This is a genomic window from Sandaracinomonas limnophila, assembly GCF_004005965.1.
GTDB classification, from domain to species: Bacteria; Bacteroidota; Bacteroidia; order Cytophagales; family Spirosomataceae; genus Sandaracinomonas; species Sandaracinomonas limnophila.
Genome location: NZ_SACY01000002.1, coordinates 138,507 through 165,075 on the forward strand (window position 1 = coordinate 138,507; position 26,569 = coordinate 165,075).

The following is a 26,569-nucleotide window of genomic DNA, read 5'->3' on the forward strand; positions in this document are numbered from 1 at the left end:
TTCAACTTTCCACTTTCAACTAAATTAGTTACTCATTAGGTACGCTTTTATAAATTCATTAATATCGCCATCCAATACTGCTTCTGTATTGGAGGTTTGGTAATTGGTTCGGTGGTCTTTTACGCGTCGGTCATCTAAAACATAACTTCTAATTTGGGATCCCCATTCAATTTTCATTTTACCGGCTTCAACCTCTGCACGTGCTGCGTTTCGTTTATCAATTTCCAATTGGTACAATTTGGATTTTAATAAACGTAGAGCTACTTCTTTATTTTGTAATTGCGAGCGCTCTTGTTGACAAGCGATGATGATTCCCGAAGGTTTGTGGGTCAAACGAACTGCCGTTTCAACCTTGTTAACATTTTGTCCACCTGCACCACCAGAACGAAAAGTATCCCAATCGATATCGGCAGGGTTCACATCAATTTCAATGGAATCATCTACCAAAGGATAGACGTAAACGGAAGCGAAAGAAGTATGTCTACGCGCATTGGAGTCGAATGGTGAAATACGCACCAGGCGGTGCACACCATTTTCGGACTTCAAGTTTCCGTAGGCAAATTCCCCTTCAATTTCGATGGTTACCGACTTAATTCCGGCCACATCGCCATCATTGATGTCAGCAACCTTAACTTTAAAATTATTTTTTTCAGCCCACATGCTGTACATACGTAACAACATATTTGCCCAATCTTGTGATTCGGTTCCTCCGGCCCCTGCATTTATTTCAAGCACAGCACTAAGGTTATCTCCCTCATCCGACATCATTTTTCGGAATTCAAGTGAATCTAAAAGGTCTTCGAGTTTTTTACCTTCGGCATCTACCTCCTCTTCAGTGGCTTCATTGAGGTCATAAAACTCCCAAATGGTTTCTAAGTCGCCAAGGTATTCAGAAAGTTGGTCGAAACCTTCTGTCCAAAATTTTAGTCCACGGAGTTCTCGTAAGGTAGTTTCAGCTCTCTCTGGATTATTCCAAAAATCTGGATCGAGCGTTTTGGTTTCTAATTCTGATATGTCGTATTTCTTCTTGTCGTAGTCAAAGATACCTCCTCAAAGCCTCTATTCTGGCTTTCAGGTCATTGAACCTGTCTTTTGTCATTGTTAATTGTTAATTGTTAATTGTTAATTGTTAATTGTTAATTGTTAATTGTTAATTGTTAATTGTTAATTGTTAATTGTTAATTGTTAATTGAGTAAAAATAAATTTACTTATACAAATTATAAGTTAATTATTTCTCCAAAATTAATTAACTAAATAAATTTGTTCACTAACCACAAAAATATGAAACAAAATATAATAAAAGACAAATCCATATTATTTGCAGTAGAAATAGTAAGATATTGTCAGCTTCTTATTCAAAATAAAGAATATGTAATCTCTGGCCAATTAAAAAAATCTGGTACAAGTATTGGAGCTCAAATTAGAGAAGCCGAACATGCGCAATCAACTGCTGATTTCATTCACAAAATGAGTATCGCACAAAAAGAAGCGAATGAAACAATCTATTGGTTGGAAATTTTAGAAATCGTTGAAAAAGTTGAAAAAGAAAGAATTGAAAATTTAAATAAATCAGTAATTGAGTTACTCAAAATTATTACATCAATTATTAAAAGTTGCAAACAAAGCAAAAACAATTAACAATTAACAATTAACAATTAACAATTAACAATTAACAATTAACAATTAACAATTAACAATTTTCTCGTAAATTGCACCCTAATTCTAAATTCAAGCAAGACAATGTCGCAACAATACGATTTAATCGTGCTTGGTTCCGGTCCTGGAGGATATGTGGCCGCAATCAGAGCATCACAATTAGGCTTAAAATGTGCTGTAGTTGAAAAGGAATCTTTAGGTGGAATTTGCCTTAACTGGGGTTGTATTCCAACAAAAGCCCTTTTAAAATCTGCACAAGTATTTGAATATATTAAACATGCATCTGACTACGGAATTACTGTTAAGGGTGCAGAAGCGGATTTCAATGCGGTAATTTCTCGCTCAAGAGGAGTAGCAGATACCATGAGCAAAGGTGTTCAATTCTTGATGAAAAAGAACAAGATTGATGTTATCATGGGTTTTGGTAAAATCAAGCCAGGAAAGAAAATTGAGGTGACAGATGCTGATGGAAAGGCTACAACTTATGAAGCTAAAAACATCATGATTGCAACGGGTGCTCGTGCGCGTGCTTTGCCAAATATTCCAATTGATGGAGAGAAAGTAATCGACTACCGCAAGGCTATGAGTCTTTCAAAGCGTCCAGATTCAATGGTAGTAATTGGTTCTGGTGCTATTGGCGTTGAATTTGCTTATGTTTATGCTGCTATGGGAACAAAAGTTACCATCGTAGAATTCTTGCCAAATATCGTTCCGGTTGAAGACGAAGATGTTTCCAAAGAATTGGCTAAGCAATACAAGAAATTAGGTATTGAAATTTTAACAAGCTCTAGTGTAGAGTCGGTTGATACCAAAGGAAAAGGATGTAAAGTTTCTGTAAAAACTCCATCTGGAAACCAAGAGATCAATTGCGATATCGTACTTTCTGCAGCTGGTGTAATTTCAAATTTAGAGAATATCGGATTAGAAGAAGTTGGTATCATTGTTGATAAAGGTAAAATTCCAGTTTCTGCTTACTATGAAACAAATATCCCAGGATATTATGCCATTGGAGACGTAACTCCGGGTCCTGCTTTAGCACACGTTGCTTCTGCAGAAGGAATCATTTGTGCAGAGAAATTGGCTGGACATAAAACGGAACCATTAGATTATACAAATATTCCTGGTTGTACGTATTGCTCTCCTGAAATTGCTTCAGTGGGAATGACAGAGAAAAAAGCAAAAGAAGCTGGATACGATATCAAAGTAGGTAAATTCCCATTTGTAGCCTCTGGTAAAGCAACAGCCGCAGGTGCACGTGATGGTTTTGTAAAAGTAATTTACGACGCTAAATATGGCGAACTATTAGGTTGCCACATGATTGGCTACAATGTAACGGAAATGATTGCTGAGGCAGTTGTGGTTCGCAAATTAGAATCCACTGCACATGAGATTATGAAATCTGTTCACCCTCACCCAACCATTTCTGAATCCTTCAAAGGGGCAACAGAAGCTGCCTACGGTGAAGCAGTAGATTTATAAAAGTATAAAGGTTCGACTACAATAGTCGAACCTTTATACTTTTATAAGCAATTTTACTTTTGGGATCATGGCCTTGGATTGCAATGGTTCCATTTTTTATGACCCTTAATTTATTACCCTCGTTACGATTAGGCGTTTCAGGCTGTGTGTAATCAACAACGGTAACTCCATTTAATTTAGTCACAATTCGATTGCCCTTTACGGTAATATTCATTTTATACCACTGATTGTCCTTTACATTCAATTCGGCCACATCAACAATATTGTACAAAGATGCAGATCTGCGCCAATCGGTATGGGAATTATTCACTTGAATTTCGTATCCGGCTTTTGGCCAATCATTTGGCAAAAATTCCGTACAAACGTACACTCCCGAGTTGGCCCCCGGATAAGTCATAATTTCAGCTTCTAACTCAAAATCTTTGAAATCGTGATTTGCTACAGGACCGTTGTAGAACAAATGATTTCTTGGCCCTTCAACCATTAATAAGCCATCTTGAACAGAAAAGGTTTGGGTATTGTCAGACATCTTCCAGTCGTTCAAATCCTTCCCATTGAATAAATCAATCCATTTTTTAGATTGAGAAAATCCCGACAAGGGTAATAGCAGTGCAAATAAAAATATTTTTTTCATCGTTAAAATTTAGTTTTGCACTAATTTATGAAAAAATATTAATTTTTTATGCCAATTTTCTTTTACTTAATCGCTTCAACATAGCCGCATGGTAAATTATTGGGAATACCAATAAGATAAATAAAGTTGCGGTAACTAATCCACCTATGATAACAATGGCCAAAGGTTTCTGACTTTCAGAACCAATACCTGTGCTCATGGCAGCAGGCAATAGACCGATAGCAGCCATGAGCGCGGTCATAACAACAGGTCGGGTTCTTAATTTTACGGCATTTAAGATTGCTACATCTAAATGGGGTTCTAATTTATGTTGAATTTGAATTTCTGAAATTAAAATCACGCCATTTTGGATACAAATACCAAATAAGGCGATGAATCCTACCCCGGCAGAAATACCAAAATTAATTCCGGTTAAGTGCAAGGCCACAATACCACCTACCAATGCGAAAGGCACATTGATGAGGACATATCCTGCATCTTTTGCATTGCCAAACATGATGAATAATAGGACAAAAATCATCAATAAACTTATAGGAACGACTTGACCTAAACGATTGGTGGCCCGCACCTGATTTTCAAACTCACCCGCCCAACCGATGGAATATCCCTCAGGTAATTTAATGTTTTTAATTACTTTTTGTTGAGCTTCGGCAATGGTACTTCCTAAATCTCGATCACGCACTGAGAATTTCACACCAATAAAACGTTTGGTATTGTCTCGATAAATAAAAGCAGGACCTGTGGCTTCTTCCAAGGTTGCTATTTCTTTCAAAGGAATCTTCTCCCCTTTGATTGTAGGAATCATCAAACGCATTACATCCGATTCATTGGTTCGATAATTTTTATCAAAACGGATTCGAATATCAAATTTCTTTTCGCCTTCATATTTTTGGGTGGCAGTTTTTCCTCCAATGGCCATTTCAATTACAGCTTGCGCATCGGCCTTGGTGACCCCATAAATCGCCATTTTCTCTTCATCCAATAAAATCTCCATTTCAGGTTGTCCTACATTTCTAAGAATACCCAAATCTTTTATCCCTTCCACATTTTTGATTTGATTCATTACCTGGTTAGACAAATCATTCAGGGTATTCAAATCATCCCCATATATTTTGACGGCATTGGAAGCATTCATACCTGCAACCGCCTCCGCTACATTATCAATAATGGGCTGAGAATAATTGTAATTGATTCCTTGGTAATTTTTCAAACGGTGGTCCATTTCATTTACCAATTCATCCAAGGTCAATTTGCGTTCCCATTCTTCTTTAGGCTTTAAATTCACCTGCATTTGAACGTAGTAAAATCCACTTGGGTCTGTACCATCATTACTTCTACCCACTTGCGACAATACCCCATTTACCTCAGGAAATTTCCGCAATTCACTTCGTAAAGTTTTAACCATTTTTACCGTTTGAGGCAGTGAAGTGCTCATTGGTAATTTGGCCTCAACCCACAAAGCCCCTTCGTTTAATGGAGGTAAAAACTCCGTACCCAACCATTTAATGGAGAAAATAGAAGCAAAAAAGATTACAATTGAGAAAACGAGTGTAGTTTTTTTATTAGCAAAAGTCCAACGAAAACCTCTTTCAACCCTTGAATTAATAAAATTGATAAAGAAATTATGTTTTTCCTTCACATTTTTATTCAAAAGCATCGAGCTTAAAACCGGCACCAAGGTAAGTGTAAAAATTAAGGCTCCTAAAAGTGCAAAACCAAGTGTAAATGCCAATGGACTAAACATTTTTCCTTCAACTTTTTGAAAGGCGAAAATTGGCAATAAGGCGGATATAATAATTAATTTAGAAAAGAAAATCGCTTTTCCAAGACCTGTTCCTGTCTTTTTAATCAAACTCATTTTAGCGAGTTTATTAAACTTTTCCATTCCTAATTTTTGGGCCTTGTGGTCAAGGGTCACAAATAGTCCCTCAACCATTACTACTGCACCATCAATAATAATACCAAAATCCACAGCCCCTAAGGAAAGTAAATTAGCGCTCATACCTTTTAATTTTAAACACAAAAAGGCAAACAATAAGGCGAGAGGAATTACGATAGAAACGATAACTGTTGTCCTCCAATCGGCCATAAAAACAAATACAATGACAGTAACCAAAATAATTCCTTCTAATAAATTATGCATTACCGTTTTGGTACAGTAAGCCATTAAATTATCACGGTCATAAAAGGTTACCATTTGTACATCTTTTGGAAGAACCTTGGTATTTAATTCGTCAATTTTGGTTTTTAATCGTCCTAATACTTCAGATGGATTTTCGCCCTTTCTCATAACCACAATTCCTTCCACCACATCATCATTTGTATTTAAACCAACCTGGCCCACACGTGGCAAATTGCTTTCAACAACCGTTGCAACGTTTTTAACCATTAATGGGTTGCCATTGTAATTATCAACAATCGTATTTTCAATGTCTTCAATGGTTTTCAAAAGCCCGATACCTCGCACCACAAAAGCTTGCCCATTTTTTTCTATCACATCACCCCCCACATTCAAATTAGATTTTGAAATGGCCGTATATAATTCCAATGGGGTCAGGTCATATTTTTGCAATTTGACTGGGTCCATGGCAATCTCATAAGTCTTTTCTCTACCACCAAAGGCAACAATATCTGCCACCCCAGGTACTGCTCGCAATTGTCGGTCTATGGTCCAATTTTGAATCGTTAACAATTCTCTTGAATCACGTTCTTTACTTTTTAAGGTATATCTAAAAATTTCACCCGTTGGACCATAAGGGGGTTGTACGTCAGGCTCTACACCCTCTGGAAGGGTTACTGTATTTAAAAGGTTATTTACTTGTTGACGAGCAAAGAAATCCTCCACATCATCCTCAAAAATCACTTTAATTACCGAAAGTCCAAACATAGTTATGGAACGCACGTTTGTCTTTTTCTGAACAGAGTTCATGGAAATTTCAATCGGTGTGGTTACAAACCGTTCGACTTCCTCGGCACTACGACCATTCCATTCGGTTACAATGATGATTTGTGTATTTGTAACATCAGGGAAGGCTTCAATCGGAATATTGACATAAGAAACCACGCCGGCGATGGTCAATAAACCTACCCAAAACAGTGTAAAAAATCTGTTTTTCAGGGAAAAAGCCAATAAATTTTTGATAAACTTATTCATATCCAATTAAAATTCGCTGTGTACTCTAATACTAAAAACGTGAACGGGACCGCGGTCTTTGTTATACCCCGGATTGATCACAAATTGATAATCGGGAGTTAAATAAACATTTGGATGGATTTGGTACTGATAAAATCCTTCCAAAATCTGCTCACCTCCATAATTTAAATTTCCATCACCAATCATAAATCCCATTCCGCCTTTTTGTTGGAATTCTTGATGTGGTTTTGAAAGTCCGTTTCGAACCAAGGCAAAGGCCATGTAATCATTTTTTCGATTCCATTTTTGACCGGCAAAATGTACCCCAAAAGATATTGATTCATCAATTTCCGTAAATGCCCAGGTTTCGTTTTCACCGTCATTCCAACTATATCGACCGAACAATCCCCACTCATCCTTGTATCCAATTTCACCATTTAGAGCAAATCCTGATTTGGTTCGGTATTCTTGTCGGGTGGGTCCCAAATTAGGTACACCAGATTGGGAATTTGCTAATGCATAATTACCCATAGGTGCCTGGTTACGATACAATAAGGTTCTAAAAGTTCCTTTCCAGTTGTTCGACAAAGTGAATGGCTTAGTAAATTCAAAATTCATACCATTCGCTTTGTCGTAGCGATAATCTAAAACTGGGCCATTTGGAGTGGTGGGAACCGCTGCAAAGGCAAACTTTAAAGAAAATTTTGGTTGAAAGTATCCAATGTAAATGCCTGATGTATATCCTCTCGTATTGGCAGCATAGTCCCAAGCACCTGAACTCATCAAAGACCAGTTCATAAAATGCGTTCTAGGATCATGCGCATACGTGTTAAAATCAAAATAATCTGCTAGTCCAAACTTACCAACCACCACTTGAAGGCTTTCATCTTTTTCCAAATCAAATTGGTGGGACACAAATAAACGGGCCACATAAACCACTGGCTCTGGATTTCCAATACGAAACGTTTCACCGTTGGTAAATCCACCCATCCCTTTGGCAGCAGAAAGACCCTTTCCTCCCGATAATTCTGGATTAAAGGTAAAGTGTGTCTTTTTACTCAAAGGCACATCTAAAAATAAAGTGGAGGTTATAGACATAGCTCCTTCTTCACTTGAAATCAATGAATTATCACCTGAATACTTGGCTGAAAAAGCTGGATGATATTGGTATATGGCAGTTTGTTGGAAATGAACGAAATATTTGCCCAGAGAATCCTGGGCAAATATAGTACTCACCATCATCAAACTAAATAATACAAATATTATTTTCTTTACAACCATTTCAATCGTTAAGCGCATCATAAATCAATAATCCGTTCGCAGAAATCACCTTCTCACCTGATGTTATGCCGTGTGAAATATAGGTTAGATCGCCCACGGTACGATATACCTCAACTTGTCTGGTTTCAATAGTAGTTCTATCTTTAAATACCATCACCCATGACTTACTTTTATCAAACAAAACTGCTGAATTAGGTACTGCAACCATATTTTGATGCTCCGAAAAACGCACCGTAATTGTAGCATTCATTTCTGGCTTCAATTTATAATTTGCGTTAGGAATTCTTATTCTTGCCTTCATAGCTTTGGTATCTGGATCTATAGCAGAAAAAATCTTATCAATTTTACCCTTGTATTTATCATCTGGATAACTCAAAGTAGCAACCTCTGCATCGTATCCTACTTGAACCCTTGAAACATCACTTTCATTGATATTAGCAATTGCCCAGACCTCATTAATTTCTGCTATTGAAAATAGCGCATCTGCTTTATCTGCCCTGATTTGCTCATTTGGACTCACATTTTTAGCTATTATAAAACCATTCATGGAAGCTGTAATGTTATAAATTGAGCCCTTCTTTAGATTATAAATATTGAAAACTTCATTTATTCTGCTTAGTTCAGCATTTTGACGTTCAAGCTCTCTTTGAGCAGCCACTACATCTTTTTCAGAGGCCAATTTTCCCTTAAATAAGTCTTTTGCCACTTGCAAATTCTTTTCTGCCACAGCCACATCACCAATCGCATCCAAGCGGTCGCGTTCAAAGCCAGCGACCTCACCACTTCGAATGACCGCTAAAACTTGCCCTTTCTTCACATAATCACCTAACTCTACATTAATTTTAATAACATTACCTCCAACTAAAGAATACACATCAGCCAATTTGTTGTTATCTGCCTGAATTTTTCCAAACAATTTCAATTCATTTTTTACGTCCTCTTCCTTAACCGTATAGAATTGGCAACGAGCCATCATGGTATCACTTAAACGAAATGCCTTTCCGTTATCAGCATTTGCATCTTCTTTTTTACTACAAGAGATTATGCCAAAAAATCCTATAAAACTTAAAATAAATATCTTTTTCATATTAAAATAAATCTTTTCCAGTACTTAGTTTGATTTGCTCCGCTGACGTTGCCAATTGCATTTGAGAACGTGCCATTTCTGACAAAGCATTGTTATACGACTCAAAAAAATCAACAAATTCAATTAAACTCACATTACCTTTTTTGAAATTTTCAGTAATTCCCTTTAAAGTAATTTCAAAATCTTCATTGTATAATTTTTTGTTTTTTTGATACTCAGAAACAGTTTGTTGATACTGCAAATAATTCCCCTTTACTTCCGACTGCACCTGAACCTTTATTGCATCAAATAAAAAATTCTTTGATTGTACCTGCGTTTCAGCAGATTTAATATTTCCTTGGTTTCGATTAAACCACATCAAGGGCACACGAACTCCCACGTTAAATTGTCGCAAAAATGCACCACCTCTTTGGTCATAATTGGCATAAAGAGTCATATCCGCTTTCGACAATCTTTTTTGTAAATCCAAGTATTGACTTGCAATGTCCATATCCTTTTTACCCATTTGGATGTCAGTTCGATTTTGCAAAGCCTCCTCTAAAAGGTAATCCAAATTAAAGGGCATTACTAATTTAGTAAACTGAGAATCTTCAATGTTTGGCATCACAATTTTATTGGTTTGTAATAAAATCTGCACCTGAGATAAAGTTGCATAGTAATCGCCTGTTACTTGCGCTCTTTCATTTGTTAGATTCAAATAAACGCCTTTCAAACGCACAACGTCCTTTAAAGGAATATTTCCACGTTTGGATTGCTCCTCATAAGCGCTCAAAATCTCGTCTAACATTTTCAGTTGGCGATTATATTTTCCAATTAATAATTGCTGTTGGTTTAGTTGGTATAATCCTGTGTGCAATTCGTATTTCAATTGTCGCACTAAATCTTGAAACGACAATTCAGCCATTTCCACATTTTTTTTTGCCAAATCAATTTGAGATTTTCTTTTTCCACCCATTAAAATCAATTGCTCAAATTGAAAATTTTGCTCACCAGAACCTCCAACATGAAAGATTTGATTATTTTCCGGATCAATGGCATTAATTTCTGCAGTCAATAAGGGATTCGGATATAAAGAGGCCTGCAACAATTGTGCCTTTTGATTACTGATGTTTAGACCAGATGCCAACAATTGGTAATTGGACTTTAAAAAAATATCATCTGCTTGTTGAATGTTTACAAACAAAGTATCAGGTGCAGCAAAAAGCCCCACATGAACCCATAACATACAAAAAGCTCCTAAAAATCTACTTAATAACTTCATAAATTTGAAAACTTGATGCAAGATTTAAATATTCAACTTAAAATGACCTTAAATTTTATTATTTTAAAATAAATATTTACTACCTTTAAAAAATCCAAGTTTCTAAATACTTCAAATGAATAAAAAGCAAAAAATTTTATTGGTTGAAGACGACAAAACCCTAAGCAAAAACCTTAGAGATTACTTAATTCAAGAATCATTTGATGTAGATACGGTTTTCGATGGATATTCTGCCATCCAGGCTATCTCTAAAAAATCCTATGATGCGATAATACTAGACCTTGATTTACCCATTAAAAATGGATGGGAGGTTTGCAAAGAGATTAGGGAAAATCAAGACACAAGCCCAATTTTAATGTTAACCGCCTTTGATGATTTTGATGACAAAATTCAAGGTTTTGAAATGGGGGCAGATGATTACATCACAAAACCATTTTTCATGAAAGAGGTTGTGGCTCGTCTCAAGGCCATTTTAAAACGCTCATCGAGTAAATCCAAAACTATTGAGAAAGAAATTTGGGTGCACGATTTACACATTGATTTAGAAAAAAAACAAGTTAAGCGTAACAATATTTTAATTGAGTTAACCCAAAGAGAATATAATTTATTGTTAAAGCTCGCACAGGCTAAAGGTAATTTTGTTTCTAAAAATGAAATAAATAAAGAAATTTGGGGAGGATCATTAGATGAACACAATAATACGATTGAAGTGTATATTAATTTTTTACGCAAAAAAATTGACAAACCCTTTTCAACCAATTTACTGCGAACTAAAATAGGATTTGGATATTACCTCTCAGAAAATGAACATACGAAGTAGAATTTTATTGTATTTCTCCTTATTATCAATGACCAGCACGGCTGTGTCCTTTTTTTTGATTTACACCTTATTTTACAATTACAGACAAGAAGAATTTCAGCAACGCATTAAAGACCACACAATTTCTTCGATTACCACTTTAGGAGAATCCGAAAAATTCAATCAAAATATTTTACAGGCATTAAATGAAGTTTCTGTTAATCGCTTGTACAAAGAAAAGACCCTGATTTTTAATCAAAACAAAAAACTCATTTATTCTTCCATTGATGATACAGTCATTGAATTTTCAAACGATATTTTAAAAGAATTAAATGACAAAAAAGATGTGGTTGAATCGCGCGAAAATGAATTTGATGTCATTGGAATGCGTTACATCTTCAATGGAAAAATCTTTTATGCAATTACAAAGGCACATGATGTTTTTGGTTATACCAAATTAAATTTCTTAAAAGTCACTCTAATAGTTTTGTTTTTTGTCATTTCAGGATTAATCCTATTAACATCCTTTTTACTTTCTAAACAAATTACAGAACCACTGGTTCAAATGGCATCGGCCTTAAAAATCATTAATATTGAAACGCAAAATTTACATTTGCCTACACCTGAAATCAAAGATGAAATTTATTTGTTATCTGAAAGATTTAACGAATTATTAAATAGTCTCCACTCCTCCTATAATTTTCAAAAAAATGCAATTCATCACATTTCTCATGAATTAAAAACCCCCATTGCCGTTTTAGTTTCCAATTTGGAAATGGTAGAATTGGAGAAAGATCCTGAGAAGATAAAAACAGAATTGCAGGCTATCAAAGCCGACAGTAAAAAATTAGGTGATATGATTAACATTTTGTTAGACATTGCCAAAGTTGAAAGCCAAACCCATTTAAATTTTTCTAATCTTCGACTCGACGAATTAGTTTTTGAGAGTATAGAAAATTCGAAAAAAATTGAACCTGCATTTATTTTACATTTTGAAATTGATGAAAATTTTGAAAATGAAGAAGACATTTCCATTGTTGGCAATCAACGTTTGATGGGCATGGCCATTCAGAATTTAGTAAACAATTGTTTGGCTTATTCCAATAAAAAAGAAGCGAAGATCAAATTAAAGAAACAATTGGGGCATATTTATTTAAGCTTTGAAAATCCGGGAAATCCAATTTCCCCCGAAGACCAAAGCCAATTGTTTAGCGATTTTTTTAGAGGAAAAAATAGTGAAGGAACGCGTGGCCTAGGCTTAGGATTATCTTTAGTAAAAAAGATTTTAGATTTGCATCAGGCAAAAATTGAATATGAATATGAGAATGGTATGAATAAATTCACAATCTGTCTTAACCACAGATTACATTGATGAAAAGGATTACACAGATAAATAAATTCTTAAATTCATATATTCTCATATTCCTATATTCAAATATTCCTCATGGTTGAACCCTTCAAAATATTTCAAATGGATGCCGAAGAAGCGCAAAAAATTGCAGCTTCTGCCAATGAGCCCCATTCGCATCAGTATGAAGAATTAATTATTGGAATAGAGGGACAATTGGAGCATTACATCGATTTCAAAGAGACAATTGTTGAAGCGCCTTTCATCAGTTTTGTTACCAAAGGGAAAGTGCATCGGGTAAAAGTTTTGCTAAAAGACAATAATTGTAACATGTGGGTGCTTCGCTTCAAAAGTGAATTTATACCAGAAACTACTTTTCAATTGTATTCACTGTACCACGACAACTCAAACCTGATATTACCAGCAAATACCTGTTTTAAACGATTGACTAATATTTGTGAAATCATAAACGAAGAATATACAGCATCCAATCCGGATTATTCCGTGATTCGACATTTGCTGAGTGCACTTTTCACAATGATTGAATCCGAACGAAAAAAACAAGAAGATGGAGAAAATGTATTGCAAAAAAATCAGAGTCAGACCTTCAAAAACTTTTTAAAGATATTGGAGGAGAATTTCAGGCGACCAGAAGGTGTTGAATTTTATGCCGAAAAGCTTTTCATGTCGTCGAGAAATTTGAATAAAATTTGTCAAACTATTTTACAGCAATCGGTTTCGGAAATCATTGAAACAAGAAAATTAATTGAAGCCAAAAATTTATTAGTCAGTACGGATAAAACTATTTCAGAAATAGGTTTTGAATTGGGATACAACGAAAAATCGTATTTCACCAACGTTTTCAAAAAGAAATCTGGACAAACTCCAAGTGAATTTCGGGAAGAAATGAAACAGCTGGTTTCCTAAAATTACAACAGCTTGTCCGAAAACTATTACCCATCCCCTTTTGATTTGTTGCAATTTTGCAGTGTAAATTTTAAATCAAACATTGAATCAATAAAGACATGGCAAATTCAGCAAAATGGGTTTTAGACCCTTCACACAGTGAAATTTCTTTCAAAGTAAAACATTTGATGATCTCCAATGTAAAAGGACAATTCACCAGTTTTTCAGGAAACATCGAAGGTGAAGATTTTACAAATGCTCCTATATCAGTTTCTATTGCAACCAACTCAATTCATACCAATGATGAGGGACGTGACGGCCATTTAAAATCAGGAGATTTCTTTGATGCGGAGGCTTTTCCAGAAATTACATTTTCTTCAACATCTGTTCAAGTAATAGACGAGGATAATTTCAAATTATTAGGACAATTAAAAATCAAAGGAGTTTCCAATCCTGTAACTTTGGATGTTGAATTTGGTGGTATTGGGACTGATCCTTGGGGAAATCAAAAAGCAGCATTTTCTGTCAGTGGAAAAATCAAGCGTAGTGATTTTGGTTTAAATTGGAATGCAGCTTTAGAAACAGGTGGTGTTTTAGTTAGTGATGAGGTTCGTTTATCTGCAGATGTTCAATTTGTAAAGCAAGCATAATCTGTGAACAGAAAAATTGCTATTAAAAATTTAGCACTTTTACCATTTTTGGCACAAACTAAAATGAAAGAACTAAATAATTTAACAAGTTCCTTTAACAGCACGGAGAAAATGCCCGTGCTGTTTTTAGGACATGGTAGCCCAATGAATGCCATTGAGGAAAATGAATTTGTGAAAGGCTTCCGAAAAGTTGGACAAGAAATTCAAAAGCCCAATGCCATTTTATGTATTTCGGCCCATTGGGAAACTCGCGGAACGATGGTGACGGCCATGCAAAATCCACCCACGATTCACGATTTTGGTGGATTCCCAAGAGAATTATTTGAAGTTCAGTATCCTGCGCCAGGAAGTCCAGAGTTGGCAAAAGAAACCAAAGAGTTAATTAAATCTACTGAAGTAGGTTTAGACGACAAATGGGGCTTAGACCATGGAGCTTGGTCGGTCATCAAACATTTATATCCGAAGGCAAATATTCCAGTTATTCAGATGAGTTTGGACTATTACCAAGGTCCGCAGTATCATTACGAATTGGCCAAACAAATAAAATCTTTGCGGGAAAAAGGAGTATTAATAGTAGGAAGTGGCAATTTGGTACACAATTTACGCATGGTAGATTGGAAGCGATTGAATGACACCTATGCATATGATTGGGCAGAGGAGGCCAATACAAAGATGAAGAGGTTCATCAAAGAGGGCGACCATAAGTCCTTAATAAATTACGCTCAACAAGGAAAACCCTTCCAATTAGCTATTCCATCACCCGAGCATTATTTACCTTTATTATACACCTTGTCCTTGAAAGATGAGAAAGATTCCATCGAATTTTTCAACGACAAACCGGTGGCTGGGGCATTGACGATGACGTCGGTGAGGATTTCTTAAGAATATAGGAATATAAGAATTGGGGAATATGGGAATATGAGAACTGGGGAATTTGAGAATATAAGAATATAGGAATATAAGAATCTGAGAATAAAGGTTGGTGGCTGAGGTCGAGAGACTTTTTTAAAAATTCTTCAATTCCCCAATTCTTATATTCCTAAATTCTAAAAATTATCCATCCCAACGGGATGGCACGTCTCTAGCAATTCGGATTGTGACAAAGATTTTTCGACCCCAGCGGGGTCGGATAAAATAAAAATGACCCCAGCGGGGTCATACAAAATAATGAAACGATTTCAATTTCTATAGATGTGCAATCCCGCTGGGATTGTAAATATTTAGATTCCTAAACCTAGGCTTCGATTTCCCTCGCTTGGCATCAGCCACCTGCCTGAATTCTCAAATTCCCCGATTCTTATATTCCTATATTCTTATATTCCTATATTCCTATATTCCTATATTCCTATATTCTTATATTCCTATATTCTTATATTCACCGATCCCCAGATTCTCGAAGTAGCAGAGGGGAAGGGATTCGAACCCTCGATAAGCTTTAGGCCTATACACACTTTCCAGGCGTGCTCCTTCAACCACTCGGACACCCCTCTGTTTGGGACTGCAAAGATAGAACAATCTACCTTGCCCTGCAAGTTCTAATTAATTCTTCAAGTCATAAAAGGCATCAATATCCTTTTTAAATTGAATTAATGAAGGCTTGTGAATATAATACATGTGTCCAGATTCATAGGTATGCACTTTTACTCTACTTCTTTGTTCAGGACGAAGGAACATGTGTTCCAAATCATACATTGCCGTAAAGTACGGCGTTGCAAAATCGTAATAACCGGCCCCCAAATACACCTTTAAGTGTGGATTTTTGGCCATTGCATCACGTAAACTTTCTGCTACATTGAGGTATTTATTTTGCACATTGGAATAATCCCAGGGATACACATTTCCGAAAACATTATAAGTTTTTTCATCTTTCCAATTCAGCTCTTTTTGCAAATAATCGTTAATTGTAGCAGTAAAAGGTCCATCTATATTAGCAAAAGAAGGATCAAAATCTACATATTCCCCTGCATCATCAAAATTTCTACCCGTAAATCGGGCATCCAATCTACCAATACTCAAACCATCTTTTCTTCTCAATTCTTTATAAAACCGATTTTCATCGATACGTAAATTACCTAATAGATAGAAATTCTTATCGATTCCAGTGAAATAAGCTAACTTTTCTGCCACTTTATTTTTGTCTGATTCCGACAACCAGCCACCCTTTAAAAGAGCAGAGGCATATTCGCCCAAAGCAAATTCCTCCGAAGACTTTAACACCTCTTTTAAGGGTTTATTCAACAATTCTGACGACAATTTCTTATGATACCAAGCTGCAGCGGTGTACGATGGAATGTATAAAGCTCGTGGTAAATCATTTCCAATAGCTCCATCATTGGTACCAAAATTTAAAACAGCTGAAATCAAAATCACTCCATCCAAATAAATTCGATGGGCGTCTTGTAAATGTTTGGATAATCCTGCTGCTCGGGTAGTTCCATAACTTTCTCCAGCTAAATATTTAGGTGATGCCCAGCGCTCGTATCGACTTAAAAAATGTTGTATGAAATTCCCAAAAGATTTTATATCTCCTTCAAATCCATGGTAATTGGAAGCAGGTTCTCCAACAGCACGCGACAAACCCGTGCTTACCGGATCAATAAATACCAAATCCGTTTTATCTAACCAAGAATATTCATTTTCTATTATTTTATGTGGGGCTGCCAAAGCATTTCCCTCGTCGTCGAGTGCAACTCGTTTCGGTCCCACTCCACCCATGTGCAACCAAAGAGATGCAGAACCGGGTCCACCGTTAAAGGTAAAGGTTACAGGACGTTTTGCATCATCGTCTCCATCCTTTTTATAATAGGTAAAAAATATCTTTGACAAGACCTTGCCTGTGTCGGCTTTTAACTCCAAATAACCCGTCTGAACTTGGTAATTGATCAATTTTCCACCGATAGTCACCTTATGACTTGACTTAACAACCTTCACGCCAGCAGGTATAACTTCTTCTTTCACTGGTACTGGTACCCCTTTTTGTGCAATTGAATTTAAACTTAGCAAAAGCACTAAAATTAAAAATCCTTGTTTCATAGTAAAATAATTTTGAACGAATATAAATATTTTCTTGCCAATAAAAATATATGTATTAACTTTGTATAATCTATATATTATATAGACTAATTAGATTTATAAAAAGCAAGTATATGCAAAGTTTTCGTTCGGAAATAGAGAATCCCTTAGTAGAAAAAGACATCATTGATTTGGCCAAAAAGATTGCGCAATTCAAGGCTGGAGAGATCCATGAAGAGAAATTCAGAAGTCTTCGTTTGGCTAGAGGTGTGTATGGACAGCGCCAGCAGGGAGTTCAAATGGTTCGTATCAAATTGCCTTATGGTAAAATTACCTTTAATCAATGGAAACGAATTTCAGATATTTCGGATGAATATTCTACAGGAAATTTGCATCTAACCACTCGACAAGATATTCAAATTCACTTTGTTTCCTTAGACAGAACTCCAGAATTATGGTCTAAATTGGAACAAGATGACATCACCCTGCGTGAGGCTTGTGGAAATACGGTTCGAAATATAACGGCATCTCCTACCTCAGGCATTGACCCGAAGGAATTATTTGATGTGAGTCCACATGCTGATGCGGCTTTTCGTTACTTCTTGAGAAATCCGATTTGCCAGGAAATGGGGCGTAAAATCAAGATCTCTTTTTCAAATACAGACGAAGACACATCTTTGGCCTATTTACATGATTTAGGATTCATTCCCAAGATCCAGAATGGCCAAAAAGGCTTCCGAGTAGTTGTTGGAGGTGGATTAGGAGCACAACCTATGTTGGCAAAAGTAGCACATGAATTTTTAGCGGAAGACAAAGTAATTCCATACATCGAGGCAGTATTACGTGTTTTTGATCGCCACGGAGAAAGAAATTCTCGACACAAAGCGCGTATGAAATTCTTGATTCAAAAAATTGGCTTTGAGGCATTTGTTGAATTAGTGGAAGCAGAAACAAAGGCATTGAAAAACCATTCAGTTGGCATTCAAGATTCGGCCTTATGGGATGTTGAAATTCCAAGTAAGGCTTCATCTATGGAAGTAAATAGAAGTGAGGAATACCAAACATGGTTACAATCCAACACCTTTGAGCAAAAGCAAAAAGGATACCATGCCGTTTATGTTCGTGTTTTAAATGGAAACATTTCATCAGACACTTCTCGTTCATTGATTCAAGCTTTGGATGGATATATTGGAAACGACATTAGAGTGACAATTAATCAGGGATTGATGTTAAAATTCGTTCCAACAGTGAATTTATCTTATGTTTTTGATGTATTGAAGTCTCACCAATTGGCAAGTCCAGGCGCTAATTCAGTGGCAAATATTACCGCTTGTCCAGGAACAGATACTTGTAATTTAGCTATTTCAGATTCAACAAACATTACTTCGAAATTAGAATCAGTAATTGCCGAGGATTTCCCAGAATTGATTCATAACAATGAGTTAAAAATCAAGATTTCTGGATGTATGAACTCATGCGGACAACATGGAATGGCCTCAATTGGCTTCCACGGTTCGTCTTTGAAGGCTCCAGACAAAAGAGTTTTACCAGCTTTGCAAGTACTTTTAGGTGGAGCAACTTTGGGGAATGGCGAAGGTAAAATTGCGGATAAAGTCATCAAGGTACCGTCTAAAAGAGGTCCGGCAGCTTTGCGTGTCATTTTAAATAATTACGAGGAAAATGCGAATGAGGGAGAATATTTTTACCAATATTATGATCGACAAGGAGAGAAATATTTCTACGAATTATTGAAACCATTGGCAGATTTAAGTCAAATCCAAGAAGATGAATTCATCGATTGGGGTGCATCAGAGAACTTTGTCACAGAAATTGGTGTAGGAGAATGTGCGGGTGTAATGATTGACCTGGTAGCTACTCTATTATTTGAGGCGGATGAAAAATTTGAATGGACAGAAGCTGCATTTGCAGACAAGCGTTGGGCAGATTCAATCTATCACGCCTATTCAGTCTATATTTCAGCTGCTAAGGCTCTTTTATTAGACAAAAGTGTTACAGTTTCTACACAAAATCAGGTCATAACTAAATTTGATGAAAACTTTGTTCAATCGGGTGATTTCAGTTTTGATACTTCTTTTGCAGATTTAGTTTTGCAAATCAACCAAAATGAACCATCAGAGGCCTTTGCAAGTAACTACATTGCAAAAGCAAAAGCCTTTTTAGAACAAGCCAAAGAATTTCGCCAATTAGTAACAGAAAAGTAATGTTAGCAAATTTTTGTCATTTCAAAGGATTAGAACCCCAACCTCGATTAACCGTTGTAGGTGCAGGGCCAGGTGACCCTGAGTTAATTACTCTTAAGGCTGTAAAGGCAATTGCCTCTGCAAATGTAGTTCTCTATGATGCCTTGATAGATCAAAGTTTGTTAGACCATTGTTCAGAAACTTGCGAAAAAATATATGTTGGTAAAAAACCTGGAGAGTCACATTCTCAAGATGTCATCAATCAATTAATTGTTGAAAAGGCATTTGCCTTGGGACATGTGGTTCGCTTAAAAGGTGGCGACCCATTTGTTTTTGGAAGAGGACAAGAAGAAATTGATTTTGCAGAAAAATTTGGATTAATTACCGCCTATATTCCGGGTATTAGTTCTTCTATTTCAGCTCCCGGAGCAGCCAATATTCCTTTAACAGTAAGAGGTGTTTCTGATGGCTTTTGGGTAATGACAGGCACCAAATCTGATGGAAGTTTAAGCTCTGATTTACAATTAGGCTTACAATCAAATGCCACTTTGATCATTTTAATGGGAATGAATCAATTGGAATCTATTTCAAAGATTTGTCAAAAAAACGGAAGAGGAGAAACTGCAGCTGCGATTATTCAATCAGCCACAACACAAAATCAAAAATCAGGATTTGGATATGCAGGCGAGCTTGACAAAATCGCACAAAAGCACGACCTTCGTAATCCCGCTGTAATTGTTATTGGTGAAGTAGTACGATATGCCGACAAGCAGTGGTGGGAAAATGTAAACAAATCCATTCAAAATTATGACAAAGAGAGTTAATATTTCAAGTGGTTCACCATTTGAAGACGTTTTCGGTTATTGCCGTGCTGTAAAATCAGGGAATTTATTAGAAATTTCAGGAACGGTTGCCTTAGTAGATGGCGACAAAGTAAAGGAAGATGATTTTTACGCACAAACTTACAACATCATTGAGCGCATAGCTCAAGTTTTAGAAGAAGCTGGATCATCCATCAATGATGTGGTAAGAACAAGAATTTTCACAACAGATATTTCTAAAAACCTAGATATTGCCAAAGCACATGCTGCATTTTTTGGTTCCGTAAAACCAACCACAGGTATTTATGAAATTTCGGCATTGATTGACCCGAAATATAAGGTTGAGATTGAGTTTACGGCAGTAGTAGGATAGTGAGCTAGTGAGCAAGTAAGCGAGTAAACTTTACTTGCTCACTAGCTCACTTTTTAACTTTTCGACAGAAATTGGTACCACTCCCACCGATTCACAAACCAAACCGCCTCCTAAATTGGCTAGTGAAGCAATTTGTCGAGCTGGTAAGCCAAGTGCTAAGGCGCAAGCCGCAATGGCAATCACAGTATCCCCTGCACCGGAAACATCTGCAATTTGACGAATATGTGCAGGAATTTTTGCATTATCTTCCTTATAATCGATATAAACACCGCGCTCAGAAAGGGTTACAAAAACACCTTCCATTTGCTGTGATTCTTTAAATTTTTTAACGGTTTTTGGCAAGTTTTCATCGGTCAAATCATCTGAAGTTAAGCCCAAACCACCTTTTAATTCAGATAAATTGGGTTTAAACAAACTTACGCCAGAATAGGCAAAGAAATTTCTCTTTTTGGGATCTACAACAGTAGGAATACCTTGTGTTTTTGCCAATGAAATGATGGCCTGAATTAGATCCTCAGATAGCACGCCTTTGTCATAATCCTCAAAAATAATGACCTGAATTTTTGGCAAAATAGTTTTTACCTCCTCCAATAATTTTTTCTCAATTTCCTCTGAAACTAGAGAATCTACTTCCGAATCAATACGCAATAATTGCTGAGAACCTGCAATAATTCGCTCTTTCACTGTAGTGGGTCTGGTAGCATCCGTAACAATTCCACGAACCTCCACCCCCTCATTTTGCAATAAATCTTTAAGCGATTTACCCATCTCATCAGCACCAACCACCGACACCACATAGGGCTTTGCACCTAAACTGACTAAATTTCTCACCACATTACCGGCACCTCCTAATCTAATTTCCTTTTTAGTAGCATTAACTACGGGTACTGGTGCTTCAGGTGAAATGCGCGTAACTTTTCCCCAGGTATAAGCATCAATCATTAAATCGCCAATGACCAATACATTCAAATTCGTAAATCCTTGAAAAATTTGTTCTTTTGTCAACATAATTATCCACCAATGGTGGTCATTGATTCATTTATAGTATTTTTTCTATTATTTTCTGCCTCAAATCCATCCACAGGACGTTTTTGATTCAGGTTTATCAAGATATTTCGCAATTCGTCATCTGAAACACCTGAACGAAGATACGTTTTCAAATCAAAAACTCCATCATCATATAAACAGGTTTTCACTTGTCCTTTTGCTGTAATGCGCAATCGATTACAGGTTCCACAAAAGGTTCTGCTATGGGCAGCAATAATTCCCACATCCCCTTTAAATCCTTCCATTTGATATCGCTGAGCAGTATCACCCATCATCATTGGAATTTCGAAAATATGGTCAAAACCTTGAAAAAGAAGATCTTTTATTTCCAGCCAATTTAATGTTTCCACCTTCTCTCCTTCTCCATTAAAGGGCATCTCCTCTATAAATCGAACAGAAACAGGATATTCTTTGGCAAAATTTGCAAGGGCTAAAATATCTTGTTCGTTTTTGCCCTTCATCACCACGGCATTGATTTTAACTTTAAAATTCAAATCCAACATACGATGCAGCGAAGCCATGACCTGTTCATACTCATCTCTTCGAGTAATTTCATGAAAACGAATGGGATCTAGAGAATCCAAACTTAAATTAATGGACCGAACACCCAAAGCATTCAATTCCTCCAAATAATTTCCCAGCAAGACCCCATTACTTGTAATACAAATTTCTAAGGACGGATGCTTACTTATTTCTTGAAGAAATTCCATGATACCCTTTCGCAAAAATGGCTCTCCACCCGTTAATCTAACTTTGGTAATTCCCAATCCGACCAAAACATTGACCAATCGCGACATCTCCTCCCAAGAAAGCAATTGCTTTTCTTGCAAATAAGCTATCCCTTCGGCAGGCATACAATACGTACAACGTAAATTACAACGATCAGTTACAGCCAATCGCAAATAATCTACTTTTCTACCATGATTGTCAATTAATCCTTTCGACAAATTCAAATTCATCCCTTAAACTCGTATCTTTGCAAGTATACAAAGGTACAAAAACGTACACCAAAAATGAGCATCTACACCGTTTTACTATTTGGTATAACAAGAGATTTATTAAAAGAAAAGTCGATAAGCCTTGAATTAACGGAGCCACCTACAGCCAGTGATTTGTTAAAACACTTAAAATCAAGCTATCCAGCTCTTCAAAATCTACCTTCTTTGCGCTTGGCAGCCAATCACCAATTTCCCGAAGCAGAAGATCTTATTTTACCTGGAATGGAAATAGCCCTAATACCTCCCGTTTCAGGTGGCTAAACTTAAAAAAATCCTATTTTTACCACCAAACTAACTTATAATCGACTATATTTGTAGACTATAAGAAAACATGAGCTTAACATCCTTATTTTTAGGCATCTTACTACTTCCTTGGATCTCAGGGATTTTATTATTGTTGCTTTTGAATAAAAAGAATAACGTAGGTGCATGGTTTTCAACAATCCTTTCAACCGTTCTACTCGTTTTACTAGCGCAGTTTTCATGGTTACAAGAAAAGGATTTATCACTTTCCTTCCCCTGGTTTTCCATCGGCAAACAATTATTTGACCTAAATTTTTACATAGATTCCACAAGTCGAGCCATATTGTTGCTCGTAGGCCTTGCCAATTTTTGTGTCCAAGTATTTTCTATCAAATACATGGAAAAAGAGTCCAACAAAACACGCTATTTTATTTGGGTAAACCTATTTGTGGGCAGTATGATTGGACTTTTGGTAGCTGATCAAATTTGGATTTTTTATGGATTTTGGGAATTAGTTGGCGCAAGCTCCTATTTCATTATAAGCTTCTGGCATCATAAAAAATCGGCTATAAAAGCTGCTAAAAAAGCATTTTTGTTAAATCGAATTGGTGATTTAGCACTTTTAATTGGTTTATTTTTACTTTCTAAACATTTTGGAGTAAATCAATTCTCCCAAATGCAAGTTTCAACATTTGGACTTTTGGGAGGTATTTCCGGATTTCTTTTGGTTTTGGGGGCAACAGGTAAATCAGCCCAGTTCCCTTTGATGTCGTGGTTACCTGATGCAATGGAAGGTCCAACTCCGGCATCAGCATTAATTCACGCAGCAACAATGGTTACAGCGGGTGTATTTTTAGCTATAAAAGTATTTCCTTTAACATCAGAGTTAACGCATTTAACTTATGGCATTTTCGGTGGAATATCCTTTTTAAGTGCCTCAATTTTTGCCCTATTCCAATCTGATATCAAAAAAACATTGGCCTATTCTACCATTTCGCAAATTGGTTTAATGTGGATGGGCTTGGGTTCAGACGCGTCTTTATTTCATTTATTAACGCATGGGTTTTTCAAGGCAGGACTATTCCTTTCTGCCGGTGCTATTATCTTTTATGTTCATGAGCAGGACAAAAAACACGAAATAGATGCTCAGGATATTAATAACTTAGGAGGTTTATTGAGGAAAATACCGGTCATTTCAATTTCATATATTATATTTTCATTGGGATTAATTGGACTTCCTTTATCAAGCGGATTTTACTCAAAAGAAAATTTAGCAGGCTATTTGATTGAACAAAGTCAAAACTCAAGCTATGCCAATTTGTATTACTTTTTGGTAATAAGCCTTGGCATAGGTGTGATTTTGAGCACTATTTATACGAGTCGACAGGTCCTTTTGATCTTTGGGGGTCAACAAAGATCCAATTTGGAATTCACCAAATCAAATTCCCCAATTTATTTTCAAATTCCACTCATTTTATTGGCCATATTAAGTTGTGGATTCCTTTTTTCTTTTAATCCAATACACCTTTCAACTTCCAAGTTGATCCAATTTTCAGGAATTGAATTAGTGGAATCTCCTACCTATTGGTTGGTATTTAGTGTTTTTGCTTGGGCAATCGGACTTTTACTTGCCTTTAAATTTAGAGCAAAAATTCCCGCTAAAAATTATCAATTTATAGAGTTATTTTGGCCAAAATTATTTAAAACTGGAGTTCGATTCGCAAGTTTTCTACAAAGTAAATTTGAACGAACCCTCGATTACTTTTTTGATAATTTAGCCAAATTACAAGTAATTTTTGCCCATTTAATCTCTTGGCTTGACCGATGGGTGGTTGATGGTATTTTAGTAAAAGGCAGTTCAAAAATTTCATATATTTGGGGAAGCGTTTTAAGTAAATGGCAGTCGGGTAAAGTGCAATCTTATTGGGCTTGGCTAAGCATAACTTTTGGGCTTTTTCTATTGTATTTTTTATTATGACATTACCTATTTTAAGTCTTATCATTTGCATCCCTCTGCTGGCAGCCTTAGTTTTAGCCAGTGGAAAATTGAAAGGATATGCGCAACAAATAAGTTTAGGAGCATCTCTCATTCAAATTGGGTTATTGATAAAACTTGCCCTAGGCTACCAAACTTCCACAGCTACCTTTCAATGGGTAGAACAACACGACTGGATACATTTTTCACTCGGTTCTTTGGGACAATTTGTCGCGAAATATCACCTGGGAATTGATGGCCTATCATTTGGATTAATTATTTTAACGGGAATTATTAGTTCAATAGCTATTTGGAATTCAGATAGTATCAAGGAAAAAACTTCCTCTTACTTTGCTCTAATCATGCTATTGAACGCTTCTTTAATGGGCTGTTTTTTGGCAAAAGATTTCCTGTTGTTTTATTTATTTTTCGAATTCATGTTGCTACCCATGTACTTTTTAATTGGTATTTGGGGCGGACCACGAAAAGAATATGCATCCATCAAATTTTTCATATATACCCTTGCAGGCTCCTTATTTATTTTACTTGCCCTTTTGGCCCTAGGCACATCGTATATAGATCCATACGAAACAGCCTTAGCGATAGATTTCATTCAACCGGGTCAAGCATTTTCTGCGGAAAATGCCCAAATGATCCAAACCGCAATTGCAAATGGGGAAATTGCCTCAGACAAATGGGTACATTCCTTTGATGCTGCTGTGTTTGCAGACCTAAAAAATTGTTATTACAAAAGCATTTTACATCCTGATTCTGCCTGGGTTTTGGGAAATCTTTCTGCCAGAGAATGGGCATTTTGGTTATTATTTATTGGATTTGGCATCAAATTACCCATAGTACCCTTCCACACCTGGCTACCTGATGCGCACGTTGAGGCGCCAACTCCAGTTTCGGTTTTACTTGCTGGGGTTTTATTGAAAATAGGGGCTTATGGCTGGCTACGATTCACATTGCCATTTTTTCCTAAAGAAGCTTTAGAATTTAGCAATATTTTATCAGGAATTGGGGCAATTTCTATCATTTACGGTGCTTTTAATGCACTTGCAATGACTGATTTAAAGAAATTAGTTGCCTATTCATCTATTTCTCACATGGGATTTGTACTACTTGGAATTGCCTCATTTACAGCAGAAGGCTGGCAAGGCGCCATATTTCAGTTGATTTCTCATGGAGTTTTATCATCTCTTTTGTTTCTTTTGGTCGGAGTAATTTATGACAGAACCCACGACAGAAGTATCCAAAATTATTCCGGCTTAGCGCAAATAATGCCAGCCTACACCTTCATCACCGGCCTAGCCTTTTTTGCATCACTAGGCTTGCCAGGCTTTTCTGGATTTATTGGAGAATTTTTCAGTTTAATGGGTTCATTTAACTCTCAACACAGTTCAGCTATTTGGGCGATCCTGGGTGGGCTTGGAATCATTTTAGGGGCAGGTTATTTTCTTTGGACCTTTCAAAAAATGTTTTTAGGCAAACAATATTTGAAAAATTCAGAATGGCTACTTTCAGATTTAACCAGGAAGGAAAAATTAAGTTTGTATTTTTTAGGAATTTCTTCCCTACTATTAGGTATTTTTCCATCGATAATATTTAACTTAACAGATAATTGGGTCAGTCATTTGATCAACCAATTGTTTTAAACGAAA

The 26,569-nt window shown here is 36.3% G+C and carries 22 protein-coding genes and 1 tRNA gene; 13 read left to right on the forward strand and 10 right to left on the reverse strand.

Annotation, left to right across the window (positions count from 1 at the left end; all coding sequences use genetic code 11):
* Positions 1-24 precede the first annotated feature (24 nt).
* Positions 25-1,099, reverse strand: a protein-coding gene (gene prfB, locus EOJ36_RS04165) for a peptide chain release factor 2 (RefSeq protein WP_127802776.1) whose coding sequence is annotated in 2 segments (ribosomal slippage) — positions 25-1,038 and positions 1,040-1,099 — 1,074 coding nt in all. Because the reading frame shifts where the segments join, the coding sequence is not laid out codon by codon here.
* Positions 1,100-1,282: 183 nt separating this feature from the next.
* Between prfB and EOJ36_RS04170 the strand changes: the two genes are divergently transcribed.
* Both EOJ36_RS04170 and lpdA read left to right on the forward strand, forming a co-directional pair.
* Positions 1,283-1,639 (forward strand): four helix bundle protein, encoded by a 357-nt coding sequence (locus tag EOJ36_RS04170; RefSeq protein WP_127802777.1) that lies wholly within the window; start codon positions 1,283-1,285, stop codon positions 1,637-1,639.
* 102 nt (positions 1,640-1,741) lie between these two features.
* Positions 1,742-3,136 carry a dihydrolipoyl dehydrogenase gene (gene lpdA, locus EOJ36_RS04175; protein ID WP_127802778.1) on the forward strand — a complete coding sequence of 465 codons (1,395 nt, stop codon included), beginning with the start codon at positions 1,742-1,744 and terminating at the stop codon, positions 3,134-3,136.
* A gap of 16 nt (positions 3,137-3,152) precedes the next feature.
* On the opposite strand, the gene EOJ36_RS04180 is transcribed toward lpdA, so the two are convergent.
* From EOJ36_RS04180 to EOJ36_RS04200, 5 genes are read right to left on the reverse strand one after another with little or no spacing between them, the layout of a single operon-like run.
* Complete coding sequence (locus EOJ36_RS04180) at positions 3,153-3,770, reverse strand: 3-keto-disaccharide hydrolase (protein ID WP_127802779.1); 618 nt, start codon at positions 3,768-3,770, stop codon at positions 3,153-3,155.
* A 46-nt stretch (positions 3,771-3,816) separates the two neighbouring features.
* Positions 3,817-6,924, reverse strand: coding sequence for an efflux RND transporter permease subunit (locus EOJ36_RS04185; RefSeq protein WP_127802780.1), 3,108 nt, complete (start codon positions 6,922-6,924; stop codon positions 3,817-3,819).
* Positions 6,925-6,930: 6 nt separating this feature from the next.
* Positions 6,931-8,205 carry a carbohydrate porin gene (locus EOJ36_RS04190; protein WP_238944400.1) on the reverse strand — a complete coding sequence of 425 codons (1,275 nt, stop codon included), beginning with the start codon at positions 8,203-8,205 and terminating at the stop codon, positions 6,931-6,933.
* Positions 8,186-9,271 carry an efflux RND transporter periplasmic adaptor subunit gene (locus EOJ36_RS04195; RefSeq protein WP_127802781.1) on the reverse strand — a complete coding sequence of 362 codons (1,086 nt, stop codon included), beginning with the start codon at positions 9,269-9,271 and terminating at the stop codon, positions 8,186-8,188. Before EOJ36_RS04195 ends, EOJ36_RS04190 begins: the two co-directional genes overlap by 20 nt.
* Position 9,272: 1 nt before the next feature.
* On the reverse strand, positions 9,273-10,532 hold the full coding sequence (locus EOJ36_RS04200; RefSeq protein ID WP_127802782.1) for a TolC family protein: 1,260 nt from the start codon (positions 10,530-10,532) through the stop codon (positions 9,273-9,275).
* Between the two features lie 115 nt (positions 10,533-10,647).
* Between EOJ36_RS04200 and EOJ36_RS04205 the strand changes: the two genes are divergently transcribed.
* The 5 genes from EOJ36_RS04205 (at position 10,648) to ygiD (ending at position 15,117) form a co-directional block, all read left to right on the forward strand.
* Positions 10,648-11,352, forward strand: coding sequence for a response regulator transcription factor (locus EOJ36_RS04205; protein WP_127802783.1), 705 nt, complete (start codon positions 10,648-10,650; stop codon positions 11,350-11,352).
* The gene (locus EOJ36_RS04210; protein ID WP_127802784.1) at positions 11,336-12,703 is read left to right on the forward strand and encodes a sensor histidine kinase; all 1,368 of its coding nucleotides are present in this window, start codon (positions 11,336-11,338) and stop codon (positions 12,701-12,703) included. The genes EOJ36_RS04205 and EOJ36_RS04210 overlap by 17 nt, the downstream gene beginning before the upstream one ends.
* A gap of 99 nt (positions 12,704-12,802) precedes the next feature.
* The gene (locus EOJ36_RS04215; protein ID WP_238944401.1) at positions 12,803-13,606 is read left to right on the forward strand and encodes an AraC family transcriptional regulator; all 804 of its coding nucleotides are present in this window, start codon (positions 12,803-12,805) and stop codon (positions 13,604-13,606) included.
* Positions 13,607-13,704: 98 nt separating this feature from the next.
* The gene (locus EOJ36_RS04220) at positions 13,705-14,235 is read left to right on the forward strand and encodes a YceI family protein (protein WP_127802786.1); all 531 of its coding nucleotides are present in this window, start codon (positions 13,705-13,707) and stop codon (positions 14,233-14,235) included.
* A 63-nt stretch (positions 14,236-14,298) separates the two neighbouring features.
* Positions 14,299-15,117, forward strand: a complete 819-nt coding sequence (gene ygiD, locus EOJ36_RS04225) for a 4,5-DOPA-extradiol-dioxygenase (RefSeq protein WP_127803424.1) — start codon at positions 14,299-14,301, stop codon at positions 15,115-15,117.
* Positions 15,118-15,637: 520 nt separating this feature from the next.
* Here ygiD and EOJ36_RS04230 read toward each other — a convergent pair.
* Positions 15,638-15,725: transfer RNA gene (locus EOJ36_RS04230), tRNA-Ser, on the reverse strand.
* A 49-nt stretch (positions 15,726-15,774) separates the two neighbouring features.
* Positions 15,775-17,268, reverse strand: coding sequence for a S10 family peptidase (locus EOJ36_RS04235; RefSeq protein WP_127802787.1), 1,494 nt, complete (start codon positions 17,266-17,268; stop codon positions 15,775-15,777).
* Between the two features lie 113 nt (positions 17,269-17,381).
* On the opposite strand from EOJ36_RS04235, the gene EOJ36_RS04240 reads away from it, so the two are divergent.
* From EOJ36_RS04240 to EOJ36_RS04250, 3 genes are read left to right on the forward strand one after another with little or no spacing between them, the layout of a single operon-like run.
* Entirely contained in the window at positions 17,382-19,469 is a 2,088-nt protein-coding gene (locus EOJ36_RS04240; protein WP_127802788.1) for a nitrite reductase, read from the forward strand.
* The gene (gene cobA / locus EOJ36_RS04245; protein ID WP_127802789.1) at positions 19,469-20,272 is read left to right on the forward strand and encodes a uroporphyrinogen-III C-methyltransferase; all 804 of its coding nucleotides are present in this window, start codon (positions 19,469-19,471) and stop codon (positions 20,270-20,272) included. The genes EOJ36_RS04240 and cobA overlap by 1 nt, the downstream gene beginning before the upstream one ends.
* Positions 20,256-20,642 (forward strand): RidA family protein, encoded by a 387-nt coding sequence (locus EOJ36_RS04250; RefSeq protein WP_127802790.1) that lies wholly within the window; start codon positions 20,256-20,258, stop codon positions 20,640-20,642. Before cobA ends, EOJ36_RS04250 begins: the two co-directional genes overlap by 17 nt.
* Before the next feature lie 30 nt (positions 20,643-20,672).
* Here EOJ36_RS04250 and EOJ36_RS04255 read toward each other — a convergent pair whose 3' ends face one another.
* Positions 20,673-21,650, reverse strand: coding sequence for a bifunctional heptose 7-phosphate kinase/heptose 1-phosphate adenyltransferase (locus EOJ36_RS04255; protein WP_164847838.1), 978 nt, complete (start codon positions 21,648-21,650; stop codon positions 20,673-20,675).
* A gap of 2 nt (positions 21,651-21,652) precedes the next feature.
* Positions 21,653-22,636, reverse strand: coding sequence for a GTP 3',8-cyclase MoaA (gene moaA / locus EOJ36_RS04260; protein ID WP_238944402.1), 984 nt, complete (start codon positions 22,634-22,636; stop codon positions 21,653-21,655).
* Between the two features lie 66 nt (positions 22,637-22,702).
* On the opposite strand from moaA, the gene EOJ36_RS04265 reads away from it, so the two are divergent.
* The 3 genes from EOJ36_RS04265 to EOJ36_RS04275 all read left to right on the forward strand — a co-directional run bounded on the left by EOJ36_RS04265 (position 22,703) and on the right by EOJ36_RS04275 (position 26,563).
* On the forward strand, positions 22,703-22,948 hold the full coding sequence (locus tag EOJ36_RS04265) for a MoaD/ThiS family protein (RefSeq protein ID WP_127802792.1): 246 nt from the start codon (positions 22,703-22,705) through the stop codon (positions 22,946-22,948).
* A gap of 70 nt (positions 22,949-23,018) precedes the next feature.
* Positions 23,019-24,908 (forward strand): NADH-quinone oxidoreductase subunit 5 family protein, encoded by a 1,890-nt coding sequence (locus EOJ36_RS04270; RefSeq protein WP_127802793.1) that lies wholly within the window; start codon positions 23,019-23,021, stop codon positions 24,906-24,908.
* Complete coding sequence (locus EOJ36_RS04275; protein ID WP_127802794.1) at positions 24,905-26,563, forward strand: complex I subunit 4 family protein; 1,659 nt, start codon at positions 24,905-24,907, stop codon at positions 26,561-26,563. The genes EOJ36_RS04270 and EOJ36_RS04275 overlap by 4 nt, the downstream gene beginning before the upstream one ends.
* Positions 26,564-26,569 lie beyond the last annotated feature (6 nt).